Origin of the sequence: Paenibacillus sp. LHD-117 (assembly GCF_030929555.1) — a bacterium.
Lineage (GTDB): Bacteria > Bacillota > Bacilli > Paenibacillales > Paenibacillaceae > Pristimantibacillus.
Genome location: NZ_JAVFVT010000003.1, coordinates 65,431 through 85,277 on the forward strand (window position 1 = coordinate 65,431; position 19,847 = coordinate 85,277).

16 protein-coding genes are annotated in these 19,847 nt (G+C 51.7%); 10 read left to right on the top strand and 6 right to left on the bottom strand.

Annotated elements, in window-relative coordinates; genetic code table 11:
- Positions 1-52 precede the first annotated feature (52 nt).
- The 7 genes from RB620_RS02770 (at position 53) to nagZ (ending at position 11,512) form a co-directional block, all read left to right on the top strand.
- Positions 53-1,642, top strand: coding sequence for an SWIM zinc finger family protein (locus tag RB620_RS02770; protein WP_308091992.1), 1,590 nt, complete (start codon positions 53-55; stop codon positions 1,640-1,642).
- Positions 1,639-4,665: a DEAD/DEAH box helicase gene (locus RB620_RS02775; RefSeq protein WP_308091993.1), complete on the top strand. Its 3,027-nt coding sequence runs from the start codon at positions 1,639-1,641 to the stop codon at positions 4,663-4,665. The genes RB620_RS02770 and RB620_RS02775 overlap by 4 nt, the downstream gene beginning before the upstream one ends.
- Before the next feature lie 6 nt (positions 4,666-4,671).
- Positions 4,672-4,872 (top strand): hypothetical protein, encoded by a 201-nt coding sequence (locus tag RB620_RS02780; RefSeq protein ID WP_308091994.1) that lies wholly within the window; start codon positions 4,672-4,674, stop codon positions 4,870-4,872.
- Positions 4,873-4,993: 121 nt separating this feature from the next.
- Complete coding sequence (locus RB620_RS02785; RefSeq protein WP_308091995.1) at positions 4,994-6,370, top strand: ABC transporter substrate-binding protein; 1,377 nt, start codon at positions 4,994-4,996, stop codon at positions 6,368-6,370.
- Positions 6,371-6,383: 13 nt separating this feature from the next.
- Complete coding sequence (locus tag RB620_RS02790) at positions 6,384-8,192, top strand: cache domain-containing sensor histidine kinase (protein WP_308091996.1); 1,809 nt, start codon at positions 6,384-6,386, stop codon at positions 8,190-8,192.
- Positions 8,192-9,829 carry a response regulator transcription factor gene (locus tag RB620_RS02795; RefSeq protein WP_308091997.1) on the top strand — a complete coding sequence of 546 codons (1,638 nt, stop codon included), beginning with the start codon at positions 8,192-8,194 and terminating at the stop codon, positions 9,827-9,829. Before RB620_RS02790 ends, RB620_RS02795 begins: the two co-directional genes overlap by 1 nt.
- 75 nt (positions 9,830-9,904) lie before the next feature.
- Positions 9,905-11,512 (top strand): beta-N-acetylhexosaminidase, encoded by a 1,608-nt coding sequence (nagZ, locus tag RB620_RS02800; RefSeq protein ID WP_308091998.1) that lies wholly within the window; start codon positions 9,905-9,907, stop codon positions 11,510-11,512.
- A 538-nt stretch (positions 11,513-12,050) separates the two neighbouring features.
- Here the strand turns inward: nagZ and RB620_RS02805 are convergent.
- The 3 genes from RB620_RS02805 to RB620_RS02815 form a co-directional block, all read right to left on the bottom strand.
- A complete protein-coding gene (locus RB620_RS02805; protein ID WP_308091999.1) occupies positions 12,051-13,190 on the bottom strand; it encodes a YfbR-like 5'-deoxynucleotidase in 1,140 nt (379 codons plus the stop codon).
- A 171-nt stretch (positions 13,191-13,361) separates the two neighbouring features.
- Complete coding sequence (locus RB620_RS02810) at positions 13,362-13,874, bottom strand: arsinothricin resistance N-acetyltransferase ArsN1 family A (protein WP_308092000.1); 513 nt, start codon at positions 13,872-13,874, stop codon at positions 13,362-13,364.
- A gap of 20 nt (positions 13,875-13,894) precedes the next feature.
- Positions 13,895-14,998: an NAD(P)-binding domain-containing protein gene (locus RB620_RS02815; protein ID WP_308092001.1), complete on the bottom strand. Its 1,104-nt coding sequence runs from the start codon at positions 14,996-14,998 to the stop codon at positions 13,895-13,897.
- A gap of 103 nt (positions 14,999-15,101) precedes the next feature.
- Here RB620_RS02815 and RB620_RS02820 point away from each other — a divergent pair, with 103 nt between their 5' ends.
- Complete coding sequence (locus tag RB620_RS02820; protein WP_308092002.1) at positions 15,102-15,551, top strand: MarR family winged helix-turn-helix transcriptional regulator; 450 nt, start codon at positions 15,102-15,104, stop codon at positions 15,549-15,551.
- Positions 15,552-15,636: 85 nt separating this feature from the next.
- A complete protein-coding gene (locus RB620_RS02825) occupies positions 15,637-17,040 on the top strand; it encodes an NAD(P)-binding domain-containing protein (RefSeq protein ID WP_308092003.1) in 1,404 nt (467 codons plus the stop codon).
- A 294-nt stretch (positions 17,041-17,334) separates the two neighbouring features.
- Here the strand turns inward: RB620_RS02825 and RB620_RS02830 are convergent, their stop codons facing one another.
- On the bottom strand, positions 17,335-17,469 hold the full coding sequence (locus tag RB620_RS02830) for a topoisomerase DNA-binding C4 zinc finger domain-containing protein (RefSeq protein ID WP_308092153.1): 135 nt from the start codon (positions 17,467-17,469) through the stop codon (positions 17,335-17,337).
- A 142-nt stretch (positions 17,470-17,611) separates the two neighbouring features.
- On the opposite strand from RB620_RS02830, the gene RB620_RS02835 reads away from it, so the two are divergent.
- Complete coding sequence (locus RB620_RS02835; RefSeq protein WP_308092004.1) at positions 17,612-18,853, top strand: hypothetical protein; 1,242 nt, start codon at positions 17,612-17,614, stop codon at positions 18,851-18,853.
- 50 nt (positions 18,854-18,903) lie between these two features.
- On the opposite strand, the gene RB620_RS02840 is transcribed toward RB620_RS02835, so the two are convergent.
- On the bottom strand, positions 18,904-19,335 hold the full coding sequence (locus RB620_RS02840) for a protein-tyrosine phosphatase family protein (protein ID WP_308092005.1): 432 nt from the start codon (positions 19,333-19,335) through the stop codon (positions 18,904-18,906).
- Between the two features lie 74 nt (positions 19,336-19,409).
- On the bottom strand, positions 19,410-19,835 hold the full coding sequence (gene arsC / locus RB620_RS02845) for an arsenate reductase (thioredoxin) (protein WP_308092006.1): 426 nt from the start codon (positions 19,833-19,835) through the stop codon (positions 19,410-19,412).
- Between the last annotated feature and the right edge of the window lie 12 nt (positions 19,836-19,847).

Sequence of the window (19,847 nt, forward strand, 5' to 3'; positions counted from 1 at the left end):
GTATAATGGAAAGAATGCAAGCGGACGGAAAGAAAGCGGGTGAACGGCAGAAATGCGCTTATTTGACGACAAAATCCAGACCGCACTCGAAGGGCAACTGAGCGCGAATATGGCGAGCACCATGATCAAGCGCGGGTGGAGCTATTACAAGGACGGCCATGTACAGAACGTGAAGGAAACGACGCGCGACATTCTGACAGGGATCGTAAGAGGCTCCGAGCTGTACGCGGTCGTTATCGACGCGGATCAATTCCGTTACAGCACATGTACCTGCCCCTATGTCGGCTTCTGCAAACATATGGCGGCCGTATACTTCTATTTGTGCGCCGAGCTTGAAGGCGATGAGGCGGCGGAACGTTCGTATTTCAAGCTGCTCGGGCTGGCTCCGGCAAGCACGCTGGTGAAAGATGAGCAGCGGCGCGAGCAGCCCCGCGATGCCTTCCAGGGTGATCCGGGGCCGGAAGGAACGGCCGCGCAATGGTTCGATTGGATGGAAACGGAATATGGCGAGACGTTCCGGAAGTGCCGGCATTCGCTGCATGCACTTCAGCCTGTGTTGTCCTCGCTGAAAGGGTTGTCGAAGGATTGGGAGAAGCCGCTCCAGCGGCTCCATTGGCTGACTTCGATCCTCTTCGCGCTGGAGCAGGCGGAGCGGGCGATCCTGACGGTTGACAGCTTTAGCCGGTATTATCACGAAATGTCGTTTATCCGGATGGCGGAGCCTTGGCTCGAGCATGGCTACGCGCTGCTCGCGGAGCTTGAGCCGGAGGCCATGAGCGAGGGGGAATGGGCTACAGCCGATGCGCTTGCGGGACGCGTGAAGCGCAGGGCGACGCTCGCGGAACGCCAGCTATTCGATTGGCCGTTTCTGTATCTCGCGTTTTGCGAGGTTCTCACGGTTCGCAGAGAGTGGTTCGAGCTGGAGCTCTCGAAGCTGCTGGAAGCGGCCGAGCGGAAGGAAGCAGATCAGGACGAATCGTTCCTGCACGCGGCGGCAGGCATGTTCTACTTCATTGACGGCGATGACGCGGCATCGATCTCGCACTTCGCCAAGAGCGCCTTCGAACGGACGCAGAGACTGGTCTACCCATGCGTCGCGCAGCGGATGGAAGCGGGCAAATGGGAATCAGCGGAGCAATGGATGGCCTATCTGTTCGAGCGGGTCCACGCGGCGCGGAACGCGCGCAATATCGGACCGTTCATGACACTGTGCCGGCGGGCTGACGAAGATCGGCCAGAGCAGCCGATCTGGACGACGTACATGACCGAGCTCCTGCCTTATTCGTATACGGAGCTGTCCGAGCATTGGCTGAACGTCAAGCGTTACGAGGATTGGGCGGATCTACAGATGCTCGTTGGAGCGAAACTCGAGGAGATCGACGCGGCCGGTCTGCGCGAGGTTGTCAAAATATCGCCGGAGTCGCTGCTTCCGCTATACCACCAATCGATCGAAGCGAATATCGCAACGAGAAACCGGCAAGGGTACCGGTTCGCCGTCAAGCAGCTCAAGAAGCTGGAGCGGCTGTACAAAGGAATGAAGGAATCGGAACGCTGGGAGTCGTACCTGGCAGGTCTAACGAGTAAATATCAGCGCCTTCGTGCGCTTCAGGAAGAGCTGTGGAAAGGGAAAATCGGAACATGAGAGCATTGACGAACCTGCGTGTTGTGACGGTTGACGGAATGTGGGGCGAAGAAGAGGGGCAGCCCGCCCTGCTGCTAAGCGCCATCGATCGCAAAGATCTATCGGAAGGCCGGCTGCGGTCGTTGTTGTTCGCCTGGCATAAGCCGACTTGGTACGGCGCGGACGTGGAGGAGCAGCGGGTCGGCGGCCAAAGCCTGCTTCGGCTTGCCCCGCTCATGGCTGTCGACTACTTGTCCATGCCAATGAACGTTCGTTTGCTGGAAGTGACCTGGTCGGATCGGCTTGCCGTTCTGATGCGGCTCGCCGCCATGATCCGAACGATGCTGCTGCGAGGCTGGTATATGCCCGATTGGCAGCGCTGGACGGAAGAGCGGAGGAGCTGGAAACCGTGGTTCCCGGAAGAAGAAGCGGAGTTTAGCGAAGCGTGGGAGAAAGCGCTGCGCGAAGCGGCCGCGAACGGGGATTCGGGCGCGGAACGATGGCTCGGCGCGGCCGTGGAAGACATCATCGCGAACGAACCCGCGGCGTCGGGAGCTTGGTCGGCGATCGGATCCGCGATGGGCGAGGGCGTGCTTAGACAGAGAGGCGTCGACGAAGAGGAATGGCTGATCTCGATCGGCGTCCGTCGCGATATGTCGCCGTTCCGTGTCGCGCTGCAGCTGCTCGAGCCGCAAGAGGGTTATGGCTGGAGGCTCCGTCCCGCTCTGCAAAGCCAGTCGGGCGGAGACTGGATCCCGATCGCGAAGACCGTTAACGGCGAGTGGAGGACGGATGATGCGAATCCGGGAGCGGATGAAGCGGAACGGCCATCCGGGCTGCCTGATGACTGGATCGAGGCAGTAGCCGTCAAGCTGGCCAAAGAAGAGCCGAAGTGGGCTCGCGTGCTGCCTCATCTGGCGACGAATGCCATGGGACATAGGCAAGACGGCGCGGAAGACGAAAGATTGACGGAGGATGGTCCGGACGATCGTCGGACGGACGGCGCGGCAGAAGAGCGGCAGGAGGGAGAAGCCGCCCGGGAACTGCGCTGGCGGTTGACGGAGCAAGAAGCTTGGAGCTTTATGGAGCATGACAGCATCAGATTGCTTGAGGCCGGCCAGCCCGTCCTGCTTCCGGCATGGTGGGAAGCGGTGAGGAACCGTAAGTTAAGGCTGCGAGCGAAGATGAAATCATCGGTAGGCTCCGCGGCCCAGCCGATGTTCGGGCTCGATCAGATCGTCCAGTTCGACTGGAAGCTGGCGCTTGGCGACCTCGATCTGTCGGAATCGGAATTTATGCGGATGGCCGAGGAGAACCGCCGATTAGTCCGTGTAGGCGATGGGTGGGTTCACCTCGATCCGCAGGATGTCGCGGAAATCCGTTCTTGGCTGAAGCGTGTCGGCAAGCGTAAGGGTTTGTCGTTCCGCGACGTGCTGGAGATGCACTTGCGCGGCGGATCGGAGCTCGATCTGGACGTCGAAAGGGAAGACGGCCTCCGCGCCGAGGTCGAGCTGAACGAGCATTTGGGCGCGTGGTTGGAGCAGCTCCAGCAAGTATCCAGCATCCCACAGGCGGAACTCCCGGAGCGTTTCCTTGGAGAATTACGTCCCTACCAGCTGCAGGGCGTGTCTTGGCTGCTCTTCCTGCGCCGGTTCGGCCTCGGCGGCGTGCTCGCGGATGACATGGGACTCGGCAAAACGATTCAGTTCATTGCTTATTTATGCTGCGTCCAAGCGGCTGGCGAAGGCGAAGCAGGTCCGTCGCTCCTCATCTGCCCGACCTCGGTCATCGGGAACTGGGAGAGGGAGCTTATCCGGTTCGCTCCGTCGCTGAAAGTCCATCTTCATTACGGAGGCAAACGGGCGAAAGGCGAGGAGCTGCGGGAAGCGGCCATGCAAGCGGACCTGGTCATTACGTCCTACTCGCTGGCGCAGCTGGACGAGGACGATATCGGCGCCGTGGACTGGAATGCGCTGTGCCTTGACGAAGCGCAGAATATCAAAAACGTTTACACCAAACAATCGGGAGCGATCAGGCGGCTGAATGCGCGACATAAGATCGCGCTGACGGGCACACCAATGGAAAACCGGCTTACGGAGCTTTGGTCGATCTACGACTTCATTAACCCGGGTTACCTTGGCAGCATGGCCGACTTCCGTAAGGCGGTCGTCGCGCCGATCGAGCGGACTCGCGACGAGAAGCTGATCCAAGGGCTGCAGCAGTGGGTCAAACCTTTTATGCTGCGCCGCTTGAAGAAGGATCCCGCCATTCAGCTGTCGCTGCCGGATAAGATCGAAACCAAAAGTTTTATGACGCTGACGGCGGAACAAGGGACGTTGTACGAAAATATCGTATCCGATCTCATGGAGAAGCTGGATACGCTGGACGCGATGCAGAGGCGCGGCTTGATTCTGGCGACGCTTACGAAGCTGAAGCAGCTGTGCGATCATCCGGCCCTCCTGCTGCACGAGAAGGAAGAAGAGAAATGGGACGCCGAACGTTCGGGCAAGATGGCGAGGCTGCTCGAGATGTGCGAGGAAATCGCGGCAGAGGGAGAACGCTGCCTGATCTTCACCCAGTTCGTCGATATGGGAGAGCGTATTAAGGACGCACTGGAGCAATCGCTAGGGATGAAGGTGCCATACTTGCACGGCGGCGTTCCGAAAGCGAAACGGGATGAGATGATTGCCGGATTCCAGTCGGAAGAGACAAATTGCTGCGCGTTCGTCCTATCCTTGAAGGCCGGCGGAACGGGTCTCAACCTGACGGCTGCGAACCATGTGTTCCACTTCGACCGCTGGTGGAATCCCGCCGTCGAGAATCAGGCGACGGACCGCGCCTTCCGCATCGGACAGACGCGGCAAGTGCAGGTGCATAAATTTATTACGCTTGGAACGCTGGAAGAGAGAATAGACGAGATGATCGACAGCAAGCAGACCTTAAACGATCAGGTCGTCGGCGGGTCGGAGCAATGGATTACAGAGATGAGCACGGATGAGCTGAAGGAGCTGTTCGCGCTGCGGGACGTCTGGCTGAAAGGATGAGCATAGGTGGAGAATGAAGGCAGGCAGGGCAGGATGGATCGGCTGAGGCAGCCGATCCCGTGGGCATCAGGCGGGTCAGGCGGCAAGTCGGGAGACGGACGGGCGGAGAACGGAACGCCGGAGAGGATCGGACCGCATCAAGTGAACGAAGAATGGAAAAAATTTTACGAAATCGTCAAGGAAGCGACCGAGAAGCTCCGCCGATGAACGAGAAAAAGTAGAATTGTATCCCCACGTTGTCGTTTTTTTGACCTCCTTCCTTATGCGCGGTAACGGCTATAATAGGAGCATGGGAGAAAGCGAGAGTGGATCAAGGAGGGTATTTAGCTTGCGCAGAAGTTATTTCCTGATCGCAGTTCTTCTAGTTATCGTGACGGGTACGGCCGCTTGTGCCGGGGACGCCGAACCGAATGAGGGGAAGCCGGAATTCAAGCAAGTAACGTTATCGCTTCGGCATACCCAGATCAAAGAAACGAGCCAGGCGAGGCTGCGCGTGCTGGAAGACGTCGTCGCGAAGACGGAAGCCGAGAACGAAGGGGTAACGTTCCAGCTCGAAGGCATCGACGAGATCGTCAACCGCGACACGAAGCTGAAGCAAGAGATGGCCGCCGGCAATCCGCCGGACATCTTCGAAGTGTTCGGAGGCGCGGATCTGAAGTTATACGTTAAAGCGGGGCGCATGCTTGATTTGACTCCGATCCTGGAGGAGCTGGATTTGACGGACAAGTTCGAGAGCTTGTCCGAATTCACGATCGACGGCCGCGTGTACGGCGTTCCTTACGGGGGGTATAGCGAAGGGATCTTTTATAACAAAACGATTTTCGAGGAGCTGGGCCTTGCCATCCCGAATACGTGGGACGAACTGCTCGACACGGCGGAGGCGATCAAAGCGTCGGGTTACGTGCCGTTCGGCCTCGCGGCGAAGGACGCTTGGGCCACGGGGATGATGTGGAACACGATCATGGTCCGTTACGTGGGCATCGATGCTTTTAACGGACTGCTCACCGGAGAGACGAAGTGGACCGATCCCGGCTTCATCCAAGGGTTCGAGGCGTATGCCGAGCTCATCGCAAAAAACTATTTTCCCAAAGGCGCGCTCGGACTTGAGTATGCGGAGCAAGGCTCGCAGCTGCTGCGCGGCAAAGCAGCGATGGTGTTCACGGGTACATGGGACATGAGCCACTTCACGAGCGTCGAAGCGGGCAATCTGCGCGGACAGATCGGATTTTTTTCCTTCCCGTCCATTCCTGGCGGGCTTGGCGACCAAGGGTCGATCAACGCGTCTTACTCCAACGGCTTCGGCTTCTATTCCAATCTGTCCCCCGATCAGATTGAAGTGGTCAAGATTTTTATCGCGAACTTCTTTAACGAAGAAGTGCAGAAGCGGGCGATGAACGAAGATAAGCTGCTCCCTTCCATGAAGTTCACCGACCTGACGGGCACCGACCCGATCATGAACGAAGTGCTGACCGTCATGTCGCAAGCTTCGAGCACTTGGCCGGCTTTCGACGCGATCGTCCAGCCAAGCGTCACCTCCGAGATCGGCGTTGGCTTGCAGAAGCTCATCGGAAAGCTCAGCACGCCGGAGAAGGTGGCTCAGTCGATTCAGGAGGTCCAAGACAAAGCCAATAAGGCTCAAGTGAACAAGACCGGCCTCGGACATACTGCGGCGAATGATAGCTTGAGCGTCAACGACAGCCAATAGGAGGCCAGGCGAAATGAATTTAAGACCAAAGCTGATGCTGGCCTTCATATCGCTTATTATCATCCCGATGATCGGTCTAGGCATCTTCTCCTTCCTTAATTCCGAGACGCTGCTGGAGAAGAAATACAGCGAGCAGTCCGAAATTACGATGAAAGCGATCGGAGGGAATATTTCCTACTTCTTCCGCGAGCTGGACCAGATGTCCAACGGCAACGTGATTAGCTCGGAGGTTCAGGATATATTAAAACAGAACGATCTCCCCATGGACGATCCGAGCACGCTGATTCGCATTAACCAGGACGAAAAGCAGATAAGCAGCATCCTGTTCCAGCATCCCGCCGTCAGCTACGTCGTCATGTATTCCAGCGACGGCACGATGTACAGGTCCAACCGCAACGATCCAACGACGTTCCGGCCGATCACGTTCGAGCAGCTTCGAGGACATTCCTTGTACGACGACGTCATCAAGCTCGGCGGTATCCCGCTCTGGATCGGCCCGCATGAACAGAAGGATCTGACGGGCGTGGACCCTCCGCTATTCACGATGCTCCGCGTCGTGAAGGACATCGAATCGTTTAACGACATCGGGATCATGGTTACCCAATACAAAACCGAGGACGTCAGCAGCATGCTGAAAGGGTTTCAAAACCCCGATCCGGATTCGCAAGGGTCGCGTTATTTTATCATGAACAAGAACGGCCTCATCATGCTGGACAGCAACAAGGAATACGACGGCAAGAGCATCAATAGTTATACGAATTCCACGCCGCAGCTGACGAAGGATTACAAGAGCGCCCGGATGAAGTTCGACGGGGTGGACAGTCTCGTCTCCTCTTATCAGCTGGAACTGAACGACTGGGTGCTGCTGTCGGTGCAGCCATGGAATTCCTTGACGAACGAGAACGTCCGCTTCGTCCAGTGGATCGGCATGATCACGGTGCTCGGGCTGCTCTCGGCGGTTCTGTTCAACGTCTTCTTCGTGAACCGAGTAGCGAAATCCATCATTAAGGTCGTTCGCAAAATGAGGCTCGTCGAACAAGGCTTGCTGGATATCCGCGTTACGGCGCAAGGCAAGGACGAGACCGTGCTGCTCGCCAACAGCTTCAACAGCATGGTCGAACGCATCGGCAATCTGCTCAGCGACGTTCGAAGGGAACAAGAGCGGAAGCAGCATGCGGAGATGATGCTCATGCAGGCGCAGATCAAACCTCATTTCCTGTTCAATACGCTTGAATCGATCAACGCGCTTGCAGCGCAGAACGAAGGTGCCAAAATCATGTTGATGGTCCGGCGCCTGAGCAATCTGCTGCGAACGAGCATGCATCACTCCGAGGAAATCGGCATCAAGCAAGAGGTCGAGCATGTGCGGAGCTACCTGGAGATCCAGAAGTACAGGTTCGAAGAATTGTTCACTTACGAACTGTATGTGCCGGAAGAAGCGTTCGAATTTACGATCCTCAAGCTGACGCTTCAGCCGCTCGTCGAGAACAGCATTCAGCACGGTTTCGACGGTTACGAGGATGGATACGGGGTTATTTCGATCAACGTAACAGTGGAGCCGCATGCTCTGATCATCATGGTCAGCGACAATGGCAAAGGGATGAGCCAAGACGTCTTGCAGAAGCTTGCCGAAGGGTACAATCCGTCCAGGAAGACGCATGACGAAGCGGAGCTTGGCGAACGCAGAGGACTTGGCATCCGCAACGTCGCCGATCGGCTGCGTATTCATTACGGGCCGGGCTATGGCATGATGATCTGCAGCTCGGAAGGCAACGGCACGGCGATCAGATGCGTAATTCCGAAGAGCAGAGGTGAAAGTTGATGGCCGACAAGGTACTCCTGGTAGATGATGAAGCGCATATTACCCGAAATTTGGAGAAGGTTATTCCCTGGGAAATGTTAGGACTGAAGGTTGCCGGCTCCGCCAAGAACGGCGCCGAAGCGCTGCAGATGCTGGAGGAAGAATCGATACAGCTTCTCCTCTGCGACATTCGGATGCCGGTAATGGACGGTCTGGAGCTGGTCCGCCAAATCCGGGATCGCGAAATGCCGTGCGATATTATTATGTTGTCCGGCTACCAGGACTTCGCTTATACAAGAGCCGCCATCCAATACGGAGTGAATGATTACGTGCTAAAGCCGATTCCGTACGATGAGCTTACGGGCGTAATCGCCAGAGTAATGTCCAATCAGCGGAGCAAGCAGAAGCAGCTGTACGAAGAGCAGCAGAAGCTGGGCCGAATGATCGACCTGGCCAGCGAAAAAATTTTGTACGACATCATCATGGACTATACGGATTTCTCCGGCAGCCACTGGCTGTTCACCGGCGACGAGCAGCAGCTTCGGCTCCAGCAATTCGTCATGATCGTGCTCGATCTCGACATCAGCTCCGAGAAGACGAAGGATTGGCGGGATTGGACGGATAAGGAGCGCAAGCTCTGGAACTTCGCGGTGTGCAACGTGCTGCGGGAGAAGCTGCAGACCAACGGTCTCCATCACGCGGTCATCCAGATGAGGGACGGCGAATGGTGCGTGCTCATCGAGACGGCGGGAGCGTCCGAATTCGACGACGCGCGCGTCCAGGAATGGGCGAGCATGCTGCTTACCGCCGTCAAGAACCATGTCAAGCTGTCTCTGAACGCGGGCATTTACCGGCAATTGGCGACCGTCGAGCAGCTGTCCGAGGCGTATAAGCTTGTGCAGCTGGGCATGCAGCTGACGCCGGTCCACGACTCAATCACGCTGTATCCGACCGACGGGCAGCGAAGTCCGGGCGAAGACAAGGCATTCTGGGTGACCGCCGAGAAGCTCATAAGCGCCGTCAAGCGCGGCGATTCGGCCGCGGTTAATTTGGAAGTGGATCATATCGCCGCGCAGCTGCAGCATCTGAATGAACATAACGGTGCGAGAGTGAAGCCTCTTCTCCATTTCTTCGTGCTCCACTTGATGCGGGAGATGAAAGAGATGTCCGTATTTACAAGGGAGCAGGAAGAGCTGCTTTGGCGCAGGCTGGACCGGAGGTTCATTATTAAGGATCTGCTGAACTTTATCCGCCAAGTCACGGACGCCGTGACGGAGAGGTCGATCGATAAGAAAAAACAATCGGAGCTGTCCATGTCGGAAGCAAAGACGTTCCTCGATCGCAATCTTTGCCGCGATCTCAGCGTGGAGGAAGCGGCGACGCATGTCGGGTTAAGCACGTCGTACTTCAGTCTGCTGTTCAAGCAGACTTACGGCGAGACGTTTATCGAATACGTCACGCGGGAGCGCATGGAACGCGCGAAATCGATGTTGGCGGAATCGCAGAAAAGCGTCGCACAGATCGCCAAGGAGGTCGGGTACGCGGAGCGAAGGTACTTCACGAAAGTGTTCATGAAGTATGCAGGCGACAATCCGACGGACTTCAGGGCCAAATATCAGACGGTAGATCCGTCTTCGGTTGATGCGGGAGAACATTAGCGGTCCAACAAAGAGATTACCATCGGGGCATTAATGCCGTGGATGGACGACAACAGGTTGAGAGGATGAAATAATTTGGGACAACAGGGGAATTGGATCGACTGGAGCTTGAAGGAAAAGATCGGCCAACTGTTCGTATTCGGATTTCACGGATATGAGCCGACGGCGGAAATCAGCCAATTGATCAATGAATACGGCATCGGCGGCGCGATTTATTTCACTCGCAACGTGAAGGACGCCGAGCAAGTTCACGGCTTGTCCGCGAAACTTCAAGCGCATGCGGCGGAAGCGGGACGACCGCCTTTGTTCATCGCGATCGACCAAGAAGGCGGCATGGTAGCCAGGCTGGTCGACGGCGTTACGCTTATGCCGGGCAATATGGCGCTTGGAGCGACGGGCTCTGCCGAGGCCGCGCGCGAAACGGCCAGAGTTTGCGGCGAAGAGCTGAGACAGCTCGGCATAACGCTAAACTACGCGCCTTGCATCGACGTCAACAACAATCCGGACAATCCGGTTATCAACGTCCGCTCGTACAGCGACCGTTCCGAAGTGGTCTCGGAGCTTGGCGCGGCGGCCGTCGAAGGTTATCAATCCGCTCGCGTAGCGGCGACGGTGAAGCATTTCCCGGGTCACGGAGACACGTCCGTCGATTCCCACCACGCGCTTCCCGTGCTTCCGCATAGCCGTGAGCGTCTGGACGCGATCGAGCTGCTTCCGTTCCGCGCCGCGATCGAGGCGGGCACGGATTGCATCATGACGGCGCATGTCGTCTTGCCTGCCCTTGAACCGAGCGGCGTTCCGTCCACGTTGTCCGAGAACGTGCTCACAGGATTGCTGCGCGGGGAGCTGGGCTACGACGGCGTAGTTGTCACAGATTGCCTTGAGATGAGCGCGATCGACGAACATTACGGACCTGCGCAAGGTGCCGTCATGGCGATCAAAGCGGGCGCCGACATGGTGCTTGTCAGCCATACGATCGACAAGCAGCGCGCCGCGCTTGAAGCGGTTGCCGCGGCGGTCGAAAGCGGCGAGCTTGCCGAAGCCCGCATCGACGAAGCGCTGAACCGCATTATGCGCCTTAAGAACAAGCTAGAGCTAAACGAGCCGATCGCTCCTTGGGAACAGGTCGCGGCGGCCATCGGTACGGAAGCGAACAAGTCGGTCGCGCGCCGCTGGAGCGAAGCCTCCGTTACGCTTGTCAAGAACGAAGGCGGCTTGCTGCCGCTGAAGCGCGACGCAAGCACGCTCGTCTTATGGCCGAGCATCGTGCCGGTGTCCGTCGCCGACGAGATGCTTGCCGGCGACGGCACGCTCGGCGACTTCCTGTCCCATTACGGTGCGAACGTCATTGAACGCCGTATGGATGGAGACGATCCGCTTGCCGGCTTGGACGAGTTCGAGCAGATCGTCGTCGTGACGTACGATGCGTCCAAACATCCGCTGGAGAGCGAGATCGCGCGCCAAGCGGTGGACCAAGCGGGCGATCGCGTCGTCGCGGTATCCGTCCGCAATCCGCTCGACCTGCTGCTTTATCCGGATGTGCTCGCTTACCTTGCGGTTTACGAGTGCAGGCCGCTGGCTCTCTCCTCCGCCGCGAAGGCGCTGCTTGGCGACCTGAAGCCGCAAGGCAAGCTGCCGCTCGAAATTTCGCCGGCGTACCCGTTCGGCTGGAGCGCGGAGTAAGACGCAAAGCAGATAAAAGCCTCTCCTTCACTGGCGAAGGAGAGGCTTTTGTGCTGCGCCGAGTTCTCTTGGCGCTATGCCGCACGCATTATGTTTCGCTACTCCGTGCACTGCAATGTCTTTGGCTAACGGACCGTGCGAGACTGTCGATGAACTGTGCATAGGTGAAATTGCGGCAATTGCGAGGCAATAAATCCAGCATGAACAGCTCTAACGGAACTGACAGCCGTTATTTCAGCCAAAAACGCCCGTTAGTAAATCTAACGGAACCGAGGGCCCTTATTTTTTGCCGAAGTCCGCGTTTTTGCTGGATTTCCCACGAATAACGTCGCTGAGTTCCGTTAGATTTTAATATCACTCCAAACAATCAAAATAAGGTCGCTCATTTCCATTACAGCCTGATTATGATCGATTTTCGCTCCTCTTCCACGTTTTCTCACAATGAATCGACAGCCTTGTAGGGTCGGTTACGGCATACTTCAGTTGCCGCACCGGCTTCGCAATCCGATTGAAGCGGCATGTGGTCTGCAATGCGCCATTACCTCACAAAGTGATCGTACGTCAGGTCGTGCAGGATATAAGCGAGGAAAAAGATGACGCAAGGATTCTCGTAATGGTGCTGGATATGGACGAGCTGTTGGTAATACTTCTCCCCGTAGTGGGGATTGTTGCGCATCTCGAGATTGCTCTTGATCAGCGCGTCGATCTTATCGGCGATATCGACCAATTCGCCCTCATACGTATCGTCCTTAGCGTTCACGAGGAAATCCATCATCTCCTCATGGAAAAACGGCGGCAGCTGCTCCACCATCTTGCGTGCGACTTCTTGCTCGTAGCGTTCGAACGCTTCCCTGACGATGGCAGACGATTTCTTGATCGGGGAAGCGACGTCGCCGCTCACGCCCTCCACGATATCGTGCATGATCGACTTGCCGAGCAGACGGTACAGGTCGATATTTTTTTGCCCGAACCGTTCCGCCTCCAGCAAACCGTTGAACAGCGACATCGCGGCTACGCGGAAGGAGTGGGTGGCGTCGTTGTCGGGAATGAGATTGAAGCTGCCTCCCCAACGCTCGATCAAATCGAGATTGAGGATATGGTCCAAAAACTGCCGAACGCCCTTGTCGGATTCAAGCGCCTGCATGAGCCACACGACCGAGGGGCATGGAGAAGCGGTGAGCTCGGTACGCAATTGCTCGAATTTAGCCTTGAAGTACGGATTGGCGTCCAGCTCGTATTCCCGCATGCAGAACAACATGGCGTCGAACGAATCGACCGCTTGCACGAGCTGACCGATATAAGAATCGTCTTCGGCGCGGACAATATAATCGTAGAAATGCGGCTGGAGCGAGCGGGAGAGATACGAGACGATTTCTTTGCTGACCTCCGTCTCCAGTTTACGGATATGGTCCGCCACATGCGCGTCCTTCTTAGTTACGTATTTGATTGAGCCTGTCACCGTTTCGTTCAAATCGTGAAGCAGCGCTCTGGCCGCGAGCGTAAGCTTGTCGAGCGTGTTCCCGAAGATTTTCTCCTCGACGATGCCGACCATGATGGCGATGGACGCGCAGCGGAAGCTGTGGCTCGCGGCATTGTCTTTGTAGCGTGGCGAGAACTCCTTCCACCTGGAAACATATTGCATCTGAATGATGGCATTCGTGAATCGGCTGTTTTTCAAGAGCGGTCTCACTCCCTTATAGCGGATAATGACACATTTCACCGGAAACGCCGTCTATGCTTTCTTAGTGCGTATCAATATATATGGTACCAAATACGAAATGGAATGCTTGATTCAATATTAAAGAAGCTTTATAGCCCAAACAGAATTAGCTAATGATACTCTTTAAGTTTAGATAGACTTGTTCGATTTGAGCAGCTTTTCCATAGCCATCACATCTACAAACTCACCTTCTAGAATCCCTTGCTTATAGAACACCCCAACTTCACGATAACCGCTTTTCCGATACAAGCCTTGACCCTGCCCGTTAAATGGGAATGTAAAGAGGACAATTTTATAAAATTCATAATGGATGGCTTCAGCCTCCAACTCTTGAAGAAGCCTCTGACCGACTCCTCGACCTCTAGAAGCTCTCTCAATATAAATGGACAGGTCTGCAACGCCATCATACGCTGAGCGCGAAGAGTATCGATTTAGGGAGGCCCAACCGACGACTGTGCCATCCAATTCCGCTACAAGAACAACATATCGCTCACCATGATTTTCGAACCATTCTCTCATGTATTGGAGAGTCTTCGTCTCAGTTTCCAGGGTTGCAATACGATCCTCAATGCCTTGATTGTAAATATCCAGAATATCATTCAGATCTTGAACGGTAGCTTTCCTAATAACGATTCCTTGCATAACTAGACCTCCGACCGCAATTAGATGGAATTTATTATGGTTTTAGCCGTTTTTTCTAGCCCAAGTATAAAACGAAACGTTGGTCCATGACTATGGGAAGTAAGCGGCCCCGCAAAATATAGTCCTTTGAGGTTGCTTTCAAAATGCCGATTTAGTTTAGGAAACTGATTGTAACCTTCTTCCCGAACAATGTCGGACTTCATACTGTTATCTAAAAAGGCAAGACGCTCTAAATCGATTTTGAATCCTGAGGCCACTATAACGTGATCCGCGGCCGCCACATTACCATTTGATAACTGCAGATGTAGCTTGTTATCTGTAACGAAAGCCTTATCAATTGATGCGTTACCTATCTGAGGAACTTTCCCTTCTACGTAAGGACGTAAAAAGTGTGCAATCGGGACTGTTGCCGATCCGACTTGCAAAAGTTTCTTTTTGAGCAGCCGGGGAAGTTTATAAAAGATATTACCGACTCCCCTCAAAATAACTTCCTGGGTACGATTGCCTCCGTATACTGGAGCTTTACTACGATAAATAAGCTGAACATTCGTTTTTGCCTCATAAAGAAGCGCTGCAGCTTCCCATGCGCTTTGACCGCTACCGACAATGATAATGTCCTTCCCTCGAAACTGCTCAAAACTGGTGTAGCCTAATGTATGAGAAACAAACTTCAATGGCAGACCCTCGAATACGGAGGGGACATATTGAAAATCTTTAATCCCAGTCGCAATGACGACATGCTTGGCTGCCAATTGTTGGCCACCTTCCGTGCTTACGGCATAGGAATCACCATTACGTCTTATAGATGTAGCCAATTCTGGCGTAAATTCTACGCTGGTCTTCTCGGCGAACCAAAACGCATATTGAACGAACACAGATCGCGGCAAAGGGGATTCAAGCTTGATATTCGTTTCGAAAGAGAAGTTTTGAATGGTGAACCTTCCTTCCGGATCTGAAAAGCTCACTAAATCATGAGGTGTGCGAATAAACATATTCTGCGGCATTTGATTTCTCCAAAAATCCATGGGGTAACCAAGTAACTTATACGACAAGTTGCGTGCAGCAGCGTGAGCAGCGACGGATATGCCATAAGGTCCGGCGCCAATAATAATGACATCCAGCATAATAACAACCTCCCAGAGTTAGATCATTTTCTTGGATTGATTATACATTAACACTTGCAAATTACAAATATAAATGTTATAACTGCTTCAGGAGGTTATGCCAATGGAAAATGTACGGAATATGTTTCAGATCCTTTCTAGAAACTTCGGTTTATTAAACGAACAATGTTGCGACAGCTGCTGTGGTCAAGAAGTTTCGCTTGTTCAAAGTCATATCTTATATGAAATCAACCGCCAGCATAAACCATCCATGCAGGAAATCGCAGGTGCTTTAGGGATGGATATTACAACATTCAGCAGGCAAGTGAAAACACTGGTAGAGAAGGATTTAGTCAAGAAAACCCCGCATCCTACGGACAACAGAATCAATATTTTGTCGCTCACTCCTGAAGGATTAAGTATTGAAAATAGCATTAACCTTACTGTAAATGCTCAATTGAATGGCGTTTTGTCAAGAATGTCGGAGTTTGAAAGAGAGACGGTGCTCCGATCAATTCAATTGTTTAACGATGCGATGCTTCAGTCCGGTTCATGTTGTGTGCCTCCAAAATAACGGGGGCTTACCTTTGGATATATACTTGCAAATCGCAAATTATTGAATTTAACTGGCACAAAAACAATTTGAGGAGGAAATCGACTTGAATCATTCACTACCAACAGCCATTATTGGCGGAGGTCCAGTTGCGATGGCTGCGGCAGCACAATTGGTAAAGCGAAACAAGCCCTTTGTTCTTTTTGAGAAAGGGGCAGAAGTTGGATCATCCGTACTTAGCTGGAAGCATGTAAGAATGTTTTCGCCATGGGAATTTAATATAGATGCAGCGGCCAAGGAGCTTCTGCTCGAAAGCGGCTGGCAATCTCCTGATAAAGATCAACTACCTACAGGTGAGGAGCTCGTAAGACAATACCTTGAACCACTGTCGAACCTTGAGCAAGTCCGACCATTCCTAAAACTCGAATCCACAGTGACGGCTATCCATCGTAAGGGTTTAGATAAAATGAAAACGGCCGGCCGAGAAAATGTACCGTTCATTATCGAGTACGAACAAAATGGGAATGTAGATCGTATCGAAGCATCAGCTGTTATCGACGCGACCGGAACCTGGCTTACTCCGAATCCAATTGGAGCGAGTGGCAATTATGCCGATGGCGAGAAACAACATGCCGAACAGATTACGTATGGTATTCCGGACATTCTTGGATCTATCCGAGAACGATATTCCGGAAAAAATGTAGTGGTTATAGGCAGCGGTCATTCCGCTATTCAATCTTTGACTCTTCTTCATGAGTTGAAGCTGCAGGTGCCAGAAACAACAATTCATTGGGTGCTCAGAAAGCCAAGAGTTGCAGATGCTTTCGGCGGCGGTGAAAACGACGGATTACCAGCAAGAGGTGCGCTCGGAACGCGTGCTCAGCAATATGTTCAGAATGGCAACGTAAGAGTCCATACACCATTTTTGGTGTATCAGATCAAAAAGCTGGACGGCACATCGGCGCTCAATTTACTCGGAAGCTCCATGGGTAAAGACTATGTGATCGACCGGATTGATGAGGTAATCGTAGCCACTGGGGCTAGACCGGATTTCGATTTCTTACGTGAACTGCGTTATACAGCGGATTCGTCCATTGAGTCAGTTCCGCAACTTGCAGAGTTAATTGACCCTAATATTCATAGCTGTGGTACAGTTCGACCACACGGCGAAACTGAACTCCGTCAACCAGAGAAGAATTTCTATATAGTAGGTTCTAAAAGCTATGGTCGAGCACCGACATTCTTACTTGCGACCGGATATGAGCAGGTAAGAAGTGTAGTGGCTGCATTAGATGGTGACTTTGAAGCTGCCCGCGAAGTGAAACTTCACCTTCCAGAAACAGGGGTATGCTCTGTGTCACAATCTTTGACTACTGATGATGACAGTTGCTGCGGCCCAAAACCAGTGAAACTGTCGATAAAACCAATCCCTGTTGTTAGCTCGAGCAGCTGCTGCGGTCCAAAAATTGAAGCTGACACCTCTTCATGTGGACCTTCCACATGTTCCTAAATTAAACCGAAAGAAGGCTCTATCGAAAGATGATGAATGATTATGTAATGGAACAACGCATACTTAAGCGTAGTTTAGAAATCGAGGCGAATGTAAGGAACGCTTGGCAATGGACTACAGTAACAAGTAAGAAGTCAGTATTTCGTGATTTGAGAAATGGGATATCTTTGTTGAAATTGAAACCAAGTGCAAGCATCAAGCAGCCGGTACCTTGCTGCTGAAATACAAAGGCAGACGGTTATCAGTCGTTTGCCTTTACAAGTGTTTATTTAGTAAGAGTAACGAATATGGTGCTTATGCCGACACTATGTTACGACATTTAGGGTATGATGTACATCCGTAAGATTCACCTTTAGAGCTTTTTCTCAAAACCATTTTATTACCACAGCGAGGACAAGTACGTGCCTCCTGGGGAATTTGTTCCTTAATACTCCTAGCACTCGGTGCGTCCCTAGGGTTTAATTTTTAACTCATAGCAATCCCCTATTTCAGCAGAAGTTTTCTTGTTTATTTTCCTCCGTCGGATAGGTTAATATAGGAAGTAGAATTTTTCCATTATTAAGGGGGACTCATGATAAAATTTGTTGATGATCAAATATATGAATCAATTAAGATATTGTTAGCTTATTTTGATGAACACAGAATAGATGTATATGATTTTTATGATATTAATGCCTTAGAAGATTATGAAGATGAAGACATATTAATTGACTATGACACAGAAATTAGATTCGAACTTCCACACACAGGTGAAGGTTATGATAGAACCCTAGGAGAGTGTTTTGAGGCGATAAGTGAAGTTCAAGTAGCGAGCATAATTGATAATTATAAATATGTGAGTTCAAAACATGTTTTGATTAGAGTTGATTCAAAAGACAGGGATAGGGTAGTAGCATACAATAATCACAGTCCCCACTCATTTGAAACAACACTTTCAATTAATGATCAGGATATTTTTTTTGATCTTGTTGATGAATTTACGAATTTTGCATTATTAATAACCCAGATGAATGATTACGACAAGCATTCACCTCCAATTTTTTATGACGATCTATTCATTGATATTAGGTCAGAAGATGATATAGACAAGGAAATAATTGATGAGTTAATACAATCGTATACGTACGAACTTAGCACTACTTACGATATCGCACTTTATATTTCTCCTAGGATCAGTTACTTGGGTGAGGAGGAATACGAATTAACAGCGGCAGAAGAAAAAAGACGCCTTCGGCCATTAATAAGAGGCAGAGGAATAAATGACATTTTAACAATTTTTAATTCAACAGCACAAATAAATGATCAAGAATATTTAATACTATCTTTTACGAAAGTGATTGAATTCGTATCTCAGACTGTTGTGAAAAAAGAAATGCTTGATACAATACTCAATAAATTAGATAGTCCAAGAGCGTTAAGTCCTGATTCAGATTACGTTTTAGAATTAGAGAAGACATTTGAAGATCTGGGGAGTTATAAGAAAGATAAAGAGGCAATTCGATTAACTATAGAAACATGTTGTGACTGTTTGGATATAATTAAATCAACTCCTTTGCCAAACCATTTGAAAAGTTTTTCAAAAATAACTACAAACAGCAGTAAGGAAGATAGGAAGCAGGCGCTTAATGAATTGGCTGCATCAGTATCCGATACAAGAAATAGAATTGCCCATGCTAAAACCAATTATAGGTTTAAAGGAAATGAATGTCCCAAAGATCAATTAGAGATTTTCGCAAAATGCTTAAAGGTAGTAGCCTCACAAGTAATACGATGGTTCATTAGGCAACACGAAGATTCGAGAATAATAAGTTGAAAGTTGAATGAAAAGAGGATGGAGACTAGGCCCCATCCTCTCATATAAAATTAAAGGTAGAGCTTTTGTAATGCCTCACGATGTGGAGACTTCACGTTAACTTTAGGTCGGATGGACTTGGCCAATGTTTCTGCTTCTTCAATGGAGTGACTCTTGCCCAGTTCAATAAGCGTTCCAACCGCCACAGCTCCCGTTCTACCGCTTCCACCACCACAATGGAAACCAACCTTCTTGCCGCTCCTGTATGACTCTACAACGTGGCTTACAGCTTGCTTGAATAGTTGATCTTGTGGTTCCTCTGCATTGTCTCCAAGCGGGACCTGAATCCATTTCAAGTTCTCGTTTGGAAAAGCGCACTCGGTCGCTTCGCCACGCAGATCTACAACGATCTCGATGCCCTCATTTTTAAACATATCCTCGACATCGGCAGCGCCGCCGAAGAAGATTTTATCATCGATAAGATTGTGATAATTCTTTTGCATGCAGTCGTTCCCCTTATTTTCGTTTGAAGATATTCAACAGCAACTGGAGTCGAAGGCGGTGCACAACACAAGACTTATTTACCTGTTTCAACAAACTCACTTATACGGCTTTTGATTGAGTCTCGTACTTCACGGAACTTCGCTGTTACCTCTTCCTCGGTACCAGTTGCCTTAGCTGGATCGTCAAATCCCCAATGCCACTTCACAACGTATTTATTCGAAATAACGGGGCAGTGCTCATCCGCGTGGCCACAAAGCGTGATGACATAATCAGCTCGGCCCAGAATCTCTGGATCAATAACATCGGAATTATGGTCCGTAATATCGATGCCGGCTTCTTTCATCGTTGCGACAGCACGGGGATTCAAACCATGTGCTTCAAGTCCAGCACTCTTTACTTCGTATTTGTCTCCACCAAGTGCTTTCAAAAAACCATCTGCGATTTGACTGCGGCAAGAGTTCCCTGTGCACAAAAAATAAACAAGTGGTTTGTTTTCCATTAGTCTTTTCTC

Coding starts and splice junctions, on each gene's coding strand:
- RB620_RS02770 (WP_308091992.1), top strand. CDS start 53: ATGCGCTTATTTGACGACAAAATCCAGACCGCACTCGAAGGGCAACTG.
- RB620_RS02775 (WP_308091993.1), top strand. CDS start 1,639: ATGAGAGCATTGACGAACCTGCGTGTTGTGACGGTTGACGGAATGTGG.
- RB620_RS02790 (WP_308091996.1), top strand. CDS start 6,384: ATGAATTTAAGACCAAAGCTGATGCTGGCCTTCATATCGCTTATTATC.
- RB620_RS02795 (WP_308091997.1), top strand. CDS start 8,192: ATGGCCGACAAGGTACTCCTGGTAGATGATGAAGCGCATATTACCCGA.
- RB620_RS02810 (WP_308092000.1), bottom strand. CDS start 13,874: ATGCAAGGAATCGTTATTAGGAAAGCTACCGTTCAAGATCTGAATGAT.
- RB620_RS02815 (WP_308092001.1), bottom strand. CDS start 14,998: ATGCTGGATGTCATTATTATTGGCGCCGGACCTTATGGCATATCCGTC.
- RB620_RS02820 (WP_308092002.1), top strand. CDS start 15,102: ATGGAAAATGTACGGAATATGTTTCAGATCCTTTCTAGAAACTTCGGT.
- RB620_RS02835 (WP_308092004.1), top strand. CDS start 17,612: ATGATAAAATTTGTTGATGATCAAATATATGAATCAATTAAGATATTG.
- RB620_RS02840 (WP_308092005.1), bottom strand. CDS start 19,335: ATGCAAAAGAATTATCACAATCTTATCGATGATAAAATCTTCTTCGGC.
- arsC (WP_308092006.1), bottom strand. CDS start 19,835: ATGGAAAACAAACCACTTGTTTATTTTTTGTGCACAGGGAACTCTTGC.